Origin of the sequence: Nitrospira sp. (assembly GCA_024998565.1) — a bacterium.
Lineage (GTDB): Bacteria > Nitrospirota > Nitrospiria > Nitrospirales > Nitrospiraceae > Nitrospira_A.
In genome coordinates, this window is sequence record JACOEM010000003.1 from 1 (window position 1) to 14031 (window position 14031).

The following is a 14031-nucleotide window of genomic DNA, read 5'->3' on the forward strand; positions in this document are numbered from 1 at the left end:
GGTCCGAGTGGAACAGCTCTACCTGAATCTCTCGACCGGACGGAGTGAAGATCTGATTGATCCGCCGGATGTGCTCGCGCGTATCGCAAAAGAAGTGATCCAGCAGGCGGTGCAGCGACAGTCTGACGTCACTGCGGCGATGGCGGCTCGCTTGGATGAGGCCCTGGTGAGGCAGTTCTGGCAGGAACAGGATGCGTGGCGACGCGCCAGGCCGACGGACTGGTGGTCGGGTGCGCCAGCTGAGTGGCACTGGGACAGGCCGTGATTTGACTCTCTGCAAAACCGTGTTATAGGATGACGGACGGTGTGTGGAACCGCTTCAGCACATCGAAAAACGATGACAGGGTAGGTCGAGCGAAGGAGGACACTGTGGCAGGCGATGCGTTGAAGGCGACTGATGCGACGTGGGATGAGGATGTCATGAAGGCATCCGAATTAGTAATGGTGGATTTTTGGGCGGTCTGGTGCGGGCCTTGTCAGATGGTCGCGCCGATCGTCGATGAATTAGCAACAGAATATGCCGGCAAGGTCAAGGTCCGTAAGCTCAATACCGATGAAAACCCGGAAATTGCCGGGCGCTATCAGGTGATGAGCATTCCGACCATTCTCTTCTTCAAGAACGGTCAAGCGGTCGAGCGGCTGGTGGGGGCGCGTCCGAAGCGCCAGTTCAAAGAAATCATCGATTCGCTTCTCGCGCAACATTCCGGCGCTGCCTAGCGCCTGATCCTCAGCGGCATGCTGACCGAGCTGCGCATCTCGAATTTCGGCGTGATCGAGCAGCTGGCCGTCCGTTTCGGCTCCGGCTTCATCGTGTTTACCGGTGAAACCGGAGCCGGCAAATCTCTCCTCATCGATGCGGTGACGCTCCTGGTCGGGGGCCGTGCCTCGACGGATCAGATCCGTGCCCAGTCCGATGAAGCCGATCTCGAAGCGGCGTTTGTGTTGCCGTCAGATCATCCCCTTCTCCATCTGCTCCAGACCAAGGAATTTGCCCGTCCGGGTGAGACGGACATTGTGATCCGTCGCGTGATTTCCAGGACGGGCCGCAACCGGACCTATCTCAACGGCAATCTCTGCCCGGTTCATCTTCTGGAGGAACTGGGCGGCGCGTTGGTGGATGTGCATGGCCAGCACGAGCAGCAATCGCTGTTGTCCTCCGCGGCTCAGTTGGAGGCGTTGGATGCCTTCGGCCGACTTCATGCTCTGCGTCAGGACTACCAGGCAGCGTATCGGTCGTGGCAGGAGCGGGTAGCTGAACGTGAGACGCTGATGGCGCACATCGCCCAACGCCGGGAGCGAGAGGATCTGCTGCGTTTTCAATTTCAGGAAATCTCCGATGCCGCAGTGGAGGCGGGAGAGGATGCGCGGCTTGAACAGGAACGTCCGCGCCTGATGCATAGTCAACAACTGGGCGACCTTTCCGACCAAGTCCACGAATTACTGTACGCGGGTGAGCAGGGCGTGCTGAGCCTGTTGGCTTCCGCGCGAAAACTGCTCGCGAAGATGGTGTCGATCGATCAGACGGCCGTCGAATGGACGCGGGTGGTAGAAGACGCCATCGTTCCGTTGAGGGACCTGGCCGACCAGATCCGGCACTATCGTGATCACGTTGAAGCCAACCCGGCACGATTGATGGAAATCGAGCAGCGCCTGGATCGGCTGCATCGACTCAGTAAAAAATATGGCGGATCGCTGGAATCCATGCTGGTGTTGCAGGAGTCACTGCGTGTCCAGCTCGACCAATTGGACACAGCGGAAACCAGGCTGCAGGATCTGGCCTCTGCCGTGGAGGATGCCGCACGTCGCGTGGCTGAACTCGCCGGGCGCCTTTCCCGCAAGCGAATCGATGCGGCCAAGAAACTCACGACGCAGGTGACGAAAGAGTTGAACGCGCTTCGGATGGAGCGAACCCGCTTTTCGGTGGAGGTGGTTCCGCTGCCCGGCGAGGCGGCCTACGGCCAGATGGGGCACGAGGCCGTGGAGTTCGTGTTTTCGGCCAATCCTGGTGAGCCACTCAAGCCGCTTGCCAAAGTGGCTTCCGGGGGCGAGCTCTCACGGGTCATGTTGGCGTTGAAGACCATTTTGGCCGAGAGCGATCGAGTTCCTGTGCTGATTTTTGACGAAGTCGATGCCGGCGTCGGCGGGGCCGTAGCGGAGGTGATGGGGACACGTCTTCGGGATCTCAGTCGGCACCACCAGGTGCTCTGTGTGACGCATCTCCCGCAGGTCGCGTCCCAAGCTCATGCGCATTACCTGGTTGAGAAGCAGGTGCGTCAGCAGCGCACTATGACGCAAGTCCGGTTGCTCACCGAGTCCGAACAGGAGGAGGAAGTGGCGCGGATGTTAGCCGGGGTCACGGTGACCGACCGTGCGCGCGCGGCGGCCGCTGAAATGATCGGCAGCGCGAAGGAACGACGGGCGCGACCGGACTAGGTCGTCGGCGAGGTTTTCGCGATCGCGAGGGCGGGCAGGGAAGATTTGCACTCCCGCACGACTTGGGCAAACAGCTTCGTCAGTTTCGGATCGAAGTGAGTATCTGCTTGGAGCACGATCTTCTGGATGGCGTCGTCGATGGACATCGGGAGGTGTCCCGGCATATCAACCGTGAGGTTATCGAAGGCTTGGGCGATGGCAACGATGCGTGCCAGGAGCGGAATGCCTTCTCCCTCCAGCCCGTGCGGATTGCCCAGTCCGTCGAATCGTTCATGATGATAGGCCACGATCTGTCCCACCTCGGCCTGAAATTCAAGTGGCAATAGCATCCGCGCGCCGGCCTCGGAGTATGCTTTGGCGAGCGCCCCGTTCTTGATACTGTCGTCATCGTCGGCTGCATACTTATAGTTGGGAATACTGATCTTCCCGATATCGTGGAGAAACGCGCCCAGCGCGAGCGCCTTCTGATCGGGAAGGGACAGGTTGAGCTGGTTGGCAAGGAGGGAGGCATAAAAGCTGACGCGGCTGCAGTGATTGAGGAGTTGGCGGTCCTTCGCTTCGAGGAGATCGGATAACAAGGGGATCAGCGCAGTGACATCGCCTGGATTGGCGGAGAGTTCTGGGGCGGATTTGCCGATGGCGAAATAGTTGGTTTGCAGATCTTTCCACGCCTGGCCTGCTTCCTGTTCCGTGCCCCACAAGGCGGTCGATGTTTTGAGAAACGAGCGCAGGTAGTCCAGCCGCTGCTTTTTCTCGAGTGTTTGGTTGATGAGGGTAATCAGTTCAGTGACGTTGAATGGCTTGAGCAGATATCCCGCTGCGCCGTGCCGGATGCCTTCCATCGCAGACTTCAAACTGCCATAGCCGGTAATGATGATGACTTCGATGTCGGCGTAGTCCTGCTTGATGTCTTGCAGCAGATCGATTCCCTGGCGGTCGGGCAGTTTTTGATCGAGGGTGATGAGGTCGATATGCTGATCTTTGAGGACCCGGAGGGCGGATTTGGCGTTGTCGGCGGAGTGGATGGTGAAGAACGGGCGAAGAATGACTTTGAGGGCGTCCCGTGGGCCGGTCTCATCATCGACGACCAGTACCGACGGTTTCGTGCCTACGTATTCAGGTGATGTATGGGTCCCCATCCAGAGCGCTCCCGGGTGCATTGCAGGCGTTACTGAAGGATAAACGCAAAACCTATACCGCTCCTGATTGTGCTGATCGGCCAATATATAGCAGGTCCCGCATATTCAGGCCACTAGATATTTGATGTAAGTGATTTCACCTTTGAGGAAATGAGACAGGCTGCGGGACACGTTGCGCCACCTGTGTCATTCCTGAGTCAGTGGAGGCTCGGGAGTCACTCCGTTATCGGGCCGGCTGATGCCCAGGGTATCCATGCGGTACTTCAGCATGCGGCGGCTGATTCCCAGCATGGCGGCCGCATGGGTCTGTACGTACGTTGTTCGCTTGAGTGCATCCAGGATGATTTCACGCTCGAATTCCATGACGGCTTTTTCGAGCGACAATCGCCCCGCCAGGGTGTCGTCCCGGAGTGAGGTGGAGCGTGTATCGGTTCGCAGGATATTCGGTAAGTGCTCCGGCGTGATGACATCGGAGCCTTTCGACCAGATGAACGCCTGCTCGATGATGTTCTCCATCTCGCGGACGTTTCCGGGCCAGGGATAGTGCGAGATCAACTCCAGCGAGTCTTTCGTGAATTCCTGAGGAGGACGTTTCTCTTCTTCGATACGTTTTGCCAGAAAGTGTTTGGCCAGGAGGGCGATGTCTTCGCCCCGCTCGCGCAGGGGCGGTAGATACAGCGCGATGACGTTGATGCGGTAATACAGGTCCTCGCGAAACTGGTTCTTCCGGACCATCTCATCGAGGTTTTTGTTGGTGGCCGCCACAATTCGGACATCCACCTTGATGGACTGCACTCCGCCCACGCGAGTGAACTCACGTTCCTGTAGCACGCGGAGGAGTTTGGCCTGGGTCGCCGCGCTGAGGTCCCCGATTTCATCGAGAAAAAGCGTGCCGGTATGCGCCAATTCGAACTGGCCTACGCGCCTGGCCGTGGCATCGGTAAAGGAGCCTTTTTCGTGGCCGAACAGTTCGCTTTCGATCAGAGTTTCGGGTAGGGCCGCGCAATTGAGCGCCACGAACGGGCGTTCGCGCCGCGCGCTGTTGTAATGAATGGCCTTGGCGACGAGTTCTTTTCCGGTTCCGCTCTCGCCGGTGACCAGAACGGTGGTGCGACTGTCGGCCACTTGCTCGATTTTCGCATAGATTTCCTGCATCGCCGGGCTTTTGCCGATCAGATTGTGAAAGGCATACCGTTGGACCACCTGTGCGCGTAGTTGACGAACCTCTTGTTCCAATTCCTGTTTGCCCAGCGTGCGTTCGATGACGATTTGCAGTTCTTCGACATCGAACGGCTTAGAGAGATAGTCGGCTGCGCCCAGTTTCATGGCATCGACGGCCGTCTTGACCGATTTGGTTCCGGTCAGCATGATCACCGGGACGGCACGATTTTCGGTGCGCATGGTCTGGAGCGCCGCCAGGCCGTCTGTTCCCGGCAGGATCACGTCCAGCAGGACCAGATCCGGCGTATCGTGCTTGAAACTCTTGAGGCCTTCCGCGGCATCCGCCGCTTCAAGAATCTCGTAGGTCGGTTCCAGCACTGTTCTCAGCGAGGCGCGAACACGCGGCTCGTCATCAACAAGTAGTACCCGTTTTTTCATGTTACTCCCGTGCGGCTGAAACTGTGGTGCGTGCATCCGGTGCTGGAAGATTCACGGAAAACGTCGAACCTGCGCCGACTCGACTTTCCACCAATAGCGTGCCGCCATGTTCGCGGACGATTTGATGCGCGGTGGTCAGACCAAGGCCGGACCCATCGCTCGCACTATTGGTATGTTTGGTCGTAAAAAACGGATCGAAAATATGCTCGAGGTGGTCCGGGGCGATGCCGCATCCCTCGTCCTCGACCTCCAGTTGCACCCAGGCCGTACGGCCGGCTTGCGGCAGCACGCGCGTGCGGATCTGAATCACGCCGTTGCCGTTGGGCATGGCATCGAGCGCATTCAAGAGCAGGTTCAAAAGCACCTGTTTGATCTGCTGGCGGTCGAGCGAGAGCGTGGGCAGCTGAGGGGCCAGTGTCGTGTGTAGACGAATTCCTCGGTGCGACGCGGTGGAGGAGACAAACCCGAGGCAAGAGGTGACTAGTTCGTTCAGATCCACGTCGCTCGGTTGGGGGGTCATGTAACTCGCATAGTCGAGGATTTCGTGCAGTAGCCGCTCGATGCGGTGGACGTCTTCAATGGCGACTTGGCTGAATTCACGAATGAACACCGGGTCCTGTTGGCGTTGCGGGGCTAACTGAATAAAGGTCTTGATCGAGGTGAGGGGGTTACGAATTTCATGCGCAAATCCGCCCGCCATGATTTCCAATGAGCGCAACCGATCGGTGCGTCTCATTAAGGTGGAGGAGCGCCGAAGGTCGTCCTGCGCCAGGTGATGCTCCAAGGTATTGCAGGCGATACGCGCGACGGTCTCTGCAATGATCACGGTTTCTTCGTCCAGGTGACAGTCTGTGTCGATCGGCCCAAGGGCACAGAGTCCGAGGAACTGCGTCTTGTTCCGGAGAGGCAGGCACACCGCTGCCTGTATCGACATCATGGCTGACCCGGCGGGCGAAGCTGAGGTCTGGTCGTATTGGAGCAGGCGTAGCCGATCGGAAAGACTCGTGACAAGGGCGTGGTTATCCGGCAGGCTTGCCGGCCATGCCGCAAACGTGCGGTGTCCCAGAGAAGCAAGAAGATGGTATTGACCGTCTGCTTCTCGTATCCAGATGGCGGCTTCCGGCAAGCGCAACTGCTCGCTGAGGATTCTCAAGATGCACTCGCCGACCTGCGGGAGGTCGGTGGCCTGTCCCACCGATTCGGCAAACGCGCCGATCATTCTGATAGGAGCTTCGGAAGGAGAAAGAATAGGAGTGTGCCGAATGTGCTCGTGAAGTGCCATAGTTCTGCGCAGAAAATATCAACCCGGACACCACCGCGCACGTGGTGTCATCCAACGCGCCGCATGTCGTGTGTGAGTAACTGAAGTATATATGCGAGGTATTTTTTCAGCCAGCGGAATCAGGTTTTTCGGCGAGAGCGACCAGAATTTGTCCGGAGAACGTACGCACGAGTCTTGCCGGAGTCGAGGTGACTTGGGCGAGGGCGGCGCTCAGGCCATCTTCCTGGAATGCATGTAGTTGACCGACGCGCAGGGCGACGCAACACTGAGCCATACGATTGAGCGCAAGGCGGGCGTCTCCCGAGAAGGCATCGACGCCGAGTTCCTGCAAGGATGAGCGATAGGGGAGGGCCATATCTGCCAAGGGGGTGACGGCGCTCACGATGAGTTTTCCGCCCGGGCGAAGCACACGGAACAGTTCACGAAGCGTGTGGAGAGGAGATCGTGAAAAGCTGAGGGAGAGATTCGCCACGATGCGATCGAATGAATGGTCCGCGAAGGGAAGCGTTTCTACGGATCGACCCAGTACCCACTGCTGACTGACGGGTGTCGGCCCGGAGATGCGTCCGGAGAACAGCCGATCCACGTGCTTCAAGGCGTCATTCGTCGCGTCCTGCGCGGCATGCAGCGCAGCCACTGAGAAGTCTACCCCGATGTATCGAAGCGGTTGATTCTGGTTCCAGGTTTGAGCGCGGAGACGGTAGGAAAGGTTCAAGAGCAGGAGTCTGGCGAATGAATGAATGCCGCATCCGACATCGAGCAGGGTCAGGCCTCCATCGAGCGGTTGGAGGAGTTGATACAGTTGATCGATATATTGCCAATGCGCGGGGAGTTCATCCAAACTTCGTGTGAGATCGGTCTGTGCGGCCCAGAGGCGTTCGCGGCCTGCCGTTCCGGCGGCATATTTGATGCGGAGTCGATCGTGTTCGAATCGTGCACGGGTGGAGGTGATGCGTGAGATCTCCATGAGCGCCGGGACGGTGGGAGAGGGGAAGCGATCCGAAGTAAGGCAGAGCTGCGCGATCCGCTGCCAGCTTGCGAGCAGTGCCGTTGGTGCGACAGCATCGACAGGGAGAAGGGGAGTTTGTAGCATGACGCGACTGCCTCTTGATCCGAGCCGATGCAGCGCGTCCTCCACGAGTGCCGGTGCTGGAGAGGGAGTCGGGTATTCAGCGGCGCCTGGGCCGGTCATCAAAAAAACCACGTCGGTCCCGCAATGCGAAAGGTCCTCCTGAAGCGAGGTGTTCTCTGTATATCGACCGGCCACGGCGTCGGCCACGAAATGATCGATGTCGAGTGGAATCCCCATGAGGTTGCCGAGCCCGAGCCGGGTTCCGGCCAGATGTTCACCTACCAGATCCCGCTGGTGAAGGCTCGTCAGGCAATTTCGGATGTCGAGTGCCGGGTTGAGCAGTAAGAGCCGGTTGACTCGCCTGTGCCAGTCTTGGCGCCGCAATGCGATGCGGCCGAGCAGGTCCGGTGCCAGCAACGTGAGGGGGATTCCGGGGAACTCTTTCTGCACAAAGCTCAGCACGGTATCGAGGTCGTCTTCCAGGGATGTGAGCGTGGTTTGTGTGGGGTCGCCCTCGCTCAGCCCGATGTGACGGCTGTGATCATAACGCAGGACTTGCAGCCCGCATGCAGCCAGTGTGTAGGCGAGGGCGACATAGGCCTGCTGAGTCGTCCCATACCCCGGACAGAGCAGCACCAGCGGGTACTGTGGGCCGTCTGTGCGTGTCGGAACATCCTGACACAGCGCAATCGTGATGCCCTCACGATTGCGTAGATTGTGTGCAACGGTGAGGAGCGGCGAGTCTGCCAGCGGTTCGGCGAGTTCTTGCGAAGTACCGATCCGCGATGAGATGAGAGCCCGCAGTTTCTGTTCCTGTGCGGGCGATAAACCCTCAAAGCGCACTCCATAGCGGCGGATGCCTTCTGTCTGTGCGGGATTCAAGGTTGTCCTGGTCCGAGCGCGATCTGTCCAGACAATCCGAACTGGCCAAGGGTTTTCAGAACCCTCAGGCAAGGCGGCGCCGATTGACGAAGAGTTTGGCTCGAGGGGTGCCAGGTAAAGGATCTGCCGGCCAACAGGGAAGTCGTAGCCTCCCGGCACTTCGATGCAGGCCCCCTCCAGGCTCAGATTGACCGTCACTCCAAGCGGACGGGTTGGCGTGCCTGGTGAGCCGACCAGTCGAATCGGGCATGGGGCGTGTAGCCGTGAGGCCTCACGCCGTTCTGTCGTCGCTGTGATGGAGGGGAGAAGGGCGTCAGGGTTCTGTTCGGCGGGTGTGAAAAAAGGAAGGATCAATCCTTCGAACGTGACGATTGTTGAGCCGTCTTGCAGCCCATCCAGAAGTGAGCGGAGGACATTGCGGTCGCGCTCGCCGCTCGATGAAAAGGAAATCACAAAATTCTTGATGGCAGTGAGCGGCAGGTCCGTAAGTGCGGCCGGTCGTTCATGTACGACGCCCTGAAGTTCCAGGAAGCTCACGGGTGTTTTGATCACCACGTAGGCTGGCTGTAGATGAATGGAGGCCGAAAGATCAGGGATGGTGAGGAGGGCGCCGCCCGTACTCATGTTTCGTAAGACGCCTCGAAGAGTTGTGCCTCCGACGGATAGTTGCACGGGGAGCGCGAACAACTTGCGTTCTGAACGCCGTCGGTCGGGTCGTTGTCCTGCGACGGGCTGCGATTGGCCTCGAACGAGGTCGGGTGTGGCGGGCGGGGCTGCGGGCGATTCAGCGCCTTCGTCCGCGAACAGATGAGCGGAAACAGGAATTCGTACTGTGATGGTCAGGCCGCTGTCTGCCGCATGTCCAATTTCGATGGCGCCACCATGTGCCTGGACAATGTGGTGAGCGCGAAAGAATTGCTCGGGAGAAATACGTAAATCTGGCTGTTCGCCGACGGGAGCAGCGGTGCGTCCGGCGCTTTCCTTGATGGTGAAGCTTACATACTCGCGCGAGGTGGTCGAATGCAGCGGAAGCGTTCTTGAAACGAGTGAAGGAGCGTCTCCGGCCGGCGGCGCCGTCTGTAGCAGAAGATGAGAGGGCGCGTCGGGCCGGGACGTGTATTGGTGTGCATAATTGAGGAGGATTCTCACGAGATCCTCCAGCGCACCCGGTGAGCCCAGAATGAGTGGACGGTGTTGAGCCAAGTGCGTGGTCACGAGGAGTCCCGAGCCTTCTGTCTCATGCCGGATCGATTGCACCACGGTCTCAAGAAGATGGTGGAGATCGACGGGGGAAAATTCTAAAGGCGGAGCATAGATGGCTTGAGCCAGTTGATGACCAAGTCGGCTGGCCTGCGACGCCTGTTCGACCATCGTTTCGACATGTTGCTCGATCTTGCTGTGCTGAATAGAGCTGAGTAAGCGCTGTGAATCTTGCAGGAGGGTGGTGAGCGGCTGTTGGAGCTGACGGGATACCCGGGCTGCCTCCCGGGAAAGCACGAGTTGACGGGTGGTTTCCTGGAGGCGTGACTGCAACTCGGTGAGGCGGTCCTGTTGCGCTTTCTGTTGTGAAAGATCGCGCAGGACCCCGATCGTGCCGAGGTAACGATTGGCCGAATCGAAGAGCCCCTTGGCTGTGACCTCGACGGTGATTGATGCCGGAGGTGCATCAGGAGGGGCTTTCCGATGAAGCGTGAGCTCAAGCCTGCGTACAGAGCGGCTGCCGGCCCGTCGTTCGTTCAAGCGAAAGCGTCCTGTCGCTGATTGTAAGGGAGGGAGTAGAAGCGAATAGTGTTGTCCGGCAAGCTCCTCGGGAGTATAGCCGAGCATGGCGGTGACAGCGGTGCCCACGTAGACAAAGCGACCGTCCCGATCGAGTTCGTACACCAAGTCGCTCAGTGTTTCGATGAACCGCTGGTGCCGTTGAAAGGTGTGGTCCAGTTTCATTTGGAGGTCGCGCTTTTCAACCGCTTCCTGGACGGAAAACAACAACTCGGTGATAAAGGCGGGTGATCGTTTGAACAGGAGGAAGTCAGCGCCGTTCTGCAGCGCCTGGACGGCGGTTTGGGAATCGCTCTCATTCGTTTGGAGGATGATGGCTGCATAGGGAGCATTGCGACGAAGGCGGGAAAGAATATCGAGACCGCGTTCAGGGCGTAAGTCGTGATCGATGAGGATGATGTGCCATTCGCCTTGATGACTGAATGTCAGGGCATCTTCGGATGAATAGCCCGCTTCGATCCGGCAGCCGGAAAAAAACCCTCTCAGACTGGAGGTCACCAGTTTGATTTCATCCGGTTGTTCGTTGATGAGGAGGATGTTGAGGGACGGTTCAGCGGACGACATGGAGGATTCCATCTTCCTATGCAGGGGTGCGATCATTCTGGTTCGATGCCGCCGGGCGGACGCTTGGAACTGCACCACCGCACAGAAGTGGACATGCGCTCACTATCAAAGGGACGATTGTGTCCTCAGGTAGTCGGTTGGAGTGCATGACTGGTTCAATATCATACACCTTATTGAGAATCCCAGCCCGCTGCCTGAGGGGGCGCGTGTACTTCAGTAGGGGAGTGTGCTGTGCGGAGCAACCAAAAGTGATCACACCCCAAGAATAAGGTGCAATTCTCGTTGGGGAGGGGGGTGGGGGCGAGGGTTTCGCCGGTCGGATGATGTGCGGCAGCTTCGGGAACGAACGGGATGCCCACCGCAATCGTTGGACTGCGGTGGGCGGGGAACTCTCCTATGCCTAGCGAGCTGAAGCTGTGTTGGCAGATTGCGGGCAAACGCCAGGGGTCATATACAGCAGGTAATTTCCCATTCCATGCTGAATATTCGGGTTTTGAAGCGGGTGGTGGTGAACCATCACCATTTCATAGTCGTCGCGTTTGGTTACCGTGAACCCTTTGTCATCCCGGTACACCTGATGAGGGCGAAAGTCACGAAACGTGCCGTCGGCACCCACTTCAGGGACCGTTCGCAGGAGGGTTTCTCGGGAGGATTTATTCTCCAGGGCAACCATCAGCAACTCATCGTGGCCATGGGGGTAGGCGAATTTGACGCAGCCGTCCATGTTGAATTTCAAAGGGGCTGACAGAACTGAAACCCCTGGCTTGATTTCGATGCCTTCGTCAGTTTGGTCCGCGCCACGCTGGCCGAACTTGCTGTAGCAGACAATATTGACCCCGACCTGGTAGACATCCATTTCCTGCACCTTCGTGCCTTTCGGCGCGACATACATCGTGAAACGGGCCATCACGTCTTTTGTCGGGGGAGCCTTGTGGTAGAACGCCACAACGGACATGAGGTTTTGCCCTTTTCCCAGCTTGACCCCGTATCCGTCCGGAAAACGTGCTTCCGTCATTTCCAAACCGGCGCCGGCGAAGAACAACGGCTCGCCGTCGCATGACACGCTCGGCTTGTCGTTGTTCAGCATGAGGATGTGATGGAGGTAATTCTTGGGCAGCGGCTTGCCGTCTTTCGTGAAGACCTCGGACTTATAGCCGATCATGTAGGTGTCGTCCGGCAACTGGAAGACCTTCTTGGGCATACTGGATGCCAGATCGCCGTCATGACCGGTCGGCAAATCGACCGGACCGAAGGTGAGAGTGACCGTGTGATCATCGATGGTAATCTTCGTGTCGCCTAAACTCGGCATGGTTGGAATGGCATGGTGATCGTGGCCACCGTCGGCGTAGACCGTACTTGTGACCATCAGCAGCATGACCATCGATAGCAGCGCACGATTCATAGCCCCTCCTCGTTATAACAGACCGGCCGTCCGTGAGTGTGTGTGAGACAATGTCGGGAAATAGGCCCACCCGTTAGGGAGCCGTCGGGGGCGGGGTCAGTCGCTTCCACAGGTAAGTACCGCCATGTTGCCGGGGTGGAATATTGTCTCTGGTGCCGACACGCACGTACCACCAGATTCCCTTGGCTTCGGTGCCATCCTCCGAGATCACCACTTCAAACGCGCCTTCGCGGTCATTGCCGGTCTGTTTCCAGGTCCCCTGCCAGCGCCGGTCGTTGAAGCTGGTGGTGGCGAACTGTCCCCCTTGCCAGGTGTAAGGGCCGTTGCCGTGCGCGTCCAGCGTGGCGACGTATTTCTTATTGTCTTCGATTTCAGTGACTTCCCATTCGCCGCTCAAGTCCGCGCCATTCGGCCCGGGCGCCTGATTGTCTGACACGCGACGCACTAAGGTGCCGGGGTCGGCCAGGGCGATCCCCATTCCGGTGTCGGGCTGTCTAGTGGATTCGTGCCAGGTCACGAGGATCCAGGTGCCGTCCCTTCGCTCCATCACCCCTGTCTCACGCAGTGGAAGCACCATGCGTTGGGTCAGGTCCGTTGCGTTGAGATAACGAATATAGTCGAGTTCCATCGCGAACCAGGCGATGTCCCCCTTACGCCAGAATTGCAGGTAGGTGATGGGAAGTTCCAGTTTGGCGACCGAGGTGAACTCGGTGTGCATGTCGGTAGCCAAAGCCGTCCATCCTACGTATTTGTGTCCGTCGATCGTGTAGCCGACGGCGTCGGCGTCGTGAGACATATACTTCGACATAGTGGGCAGATCACGATCGGCGTTTGCTTGCACGATGAGGCGCAGAGTGGCTTCTGCATCGAGTGGCTCCTTGGCCGCTGCAAGGGAGCCCGCCAGGATGCTCATGAGGGAACAGATGAAGAGGCAGTGCCGCAACGAGGCACGGCGGGATCGACGTTCAATGGGCTGAAAGTGCATAGGGGTATAGGGAAATATGTGGACGAAAGCCTCGTGATTTTACGAGGCGGCAATTCTGCGAGGCTACCTGGTGCTTCGAGTTGGTGTCAATGGATATTTGCCTGATCGGGTATCTCAGTAATGGTGCAAGCCACCACGGTGACGTTGTCGATCCCTCCTGCATCGAGCGCTGTGTGAATCAGTGCCTGGGTGGCAAGGGAAGGGATATGCTGATGAGGCCTCACGGTCTGAAGAATGCGTTCGTCGGTCAGCATTTTCGTGAGGCCGTCTGAGCAGAGCAGCAGGAGGTCTCCATCGAGAAGATCGAAGAAGAACAGGTCGCTTTCCAGGTGAGGGGCAAGGCCCATGGCGCGGGTGAGCACATGGCGGTTCGGGTGACATGCGGCCTGCGCAGGTGTGAGGCGCCCGTCACGGACGTACTCTTCAATCAGGGTATGGTCCCGAGTCAGTTGCGTGAGGGTGCCGGCTCTGACCAGGTAGGCCCGGCTGTCGCCGACGTTCAAAACAAGTAAGCGTGGCTTGGGCAGCGGGAGGAGATGGGCCATCACGAGTGTCGTTCCCATGCCGTATAACGACGGGTGCTGAGCCGCATGGGTGAGGATGGAGGCATGGGCCTGCTCCGCCATGGTTGTGAGACGGTCGGTTGCGCGCTCTTCCTCGTGAAGGTCGGGGGCAGATGCAATTCCGCCGAGAGTCGGCGCAAGTTCGGCAAGGGAGTCCGTCACGAGACCGCTCGCCACATCTCCTCCCGGGTGGCCTCCCATCCCGTCCGCCACCGCCCAGAGTCGATGGCGGTTGTCGACGAGGAAGGTGTCTTGATTCGTGGGACGGACCAACCCGCGGTCGGTCTGCCCGAACGCAGTCCATGCCCATCTGGTCTGTTGCGTGCTCATG

General features: G+C 58.6%; 10 protein-coding genes. 3 read left to right on the forward strand and 7 right to left on the reverse strand.

All coding sequences use genetic code 11. The features are described from left to right. The 3 genes from H8K11_06470 to recN form a co-directional block, all read left to right on the forward strand. The coding region (locus tag H8K11_06470) for a hypothetical protein (protein ID MCS6263387.1) at positions 1-265 on the forward strand (265 nt) is incomplete at its 5' end. A gap of 29 nt (positions 266-294) precedes the next feature. Next, on the forward strand, positions 295-717 hold the full coding sequence (trxA, locus tag H8K11_06475) for a thioredoxin (GenBank protein MCS6263388.1): 423 nt from the start codon (positions 295-297) through the stop codon (positions 715-717). Positions 718-735: 18 nt separating this feature from the next. Then, complete coding sequence (gene recN / locus H8K11_06480; GenBank protein ID MCS6263389.1) at positions 736-2433, forward strand: DNA repair protein RecN; 1698 nt, start codon at positions 736-738, stop codon at positions 2431-2433. Here the strand turns inward: recN and H8K11_06485 are convergent. From H8K11_06485 to H8K11_06515, 7 genes are all read right to left on the reverse strand, one after another. Next, complete coding sequence (locus H8K11_06485) at positions 2430-3572, reverse strand: response regulator (GenBank protein MCS6263390.1); 1143 nt, start codon at positions 3570-3572, stop codon at positions 2430-2432. The genes recN and H8K11_06485 overlap by 4 nt on opposite strands. A gap of 186 nt (positions 3573-3758) precedes the next feature. Then, positions 3759-5171 (reverse strand): sigma-54-dependent Fis family transcriptional regulator, encoded by a 1413-nt coding sequence (locus H8K11_06490; GenBank protein MCS6263391.1) that lies wholly within the window; start codon positions 5169-5171, stop codon positions 3759-3761. A 1-nt stretch (position 5172) separates the two neighbouring features. Beyond that, positions 5173-6453 (reverse strand): hypothetical protein, encoded by a 1281-nt coding sequence (locus H8K11_06495; GenBank protein MCS6263392.1) that lies wholly within the window; start codon positions 6451-6453, stop codon positions 5173-5175. Between the two features lie 106 nt (positions 6454-6559). Continuing rightward, positions 6560-10750, reverse strand: a complete 4191-nt coding sequence (locus H8K11_06500) for a PilZ domain-containing protein (protein ID MCS6263393.1) — start codon at positions 10748-10750, stop codon at positions 6560-6562. A gap of 400 nt (positions 10751-11150) precedes the next feature. Then, on the reverse strand, positions 11151-12152 hold the full coding sequence (locus tag H8K11_06505) for a hypothetical protein (protein ID MCS6263394.1): 1002 nt from the start codon (positions 12150-12152) through the stop codon (positions 11151-11153). Positions 12153-12225: 73 nt separating this feature from the next. Further along, positions 12226-13065, reverse strand: coding sequence for a nuclear transport factor 2 family protein (locus H8K11_06510; GenBank protein MCS6263395.1), 840 nt, complete (start codon positions 13063-13065; stop codon positions 12226-12228). Positions 13066-13223: 158 nt separating this feature from the next. After that, positions 13224-14030 carry a serine/threonine-protein phosphatase gene (locus H8K11_06515; protein MCS6263396.1) on the reverse strand — a complete coding sequence of 269 codons (807 nt, stop codon included), beginning with the start codon at positions 14028-14030 and terminating at the stop codon, positions 13224-13226. Position 14031: the final 1 nt, after the last annotated feature.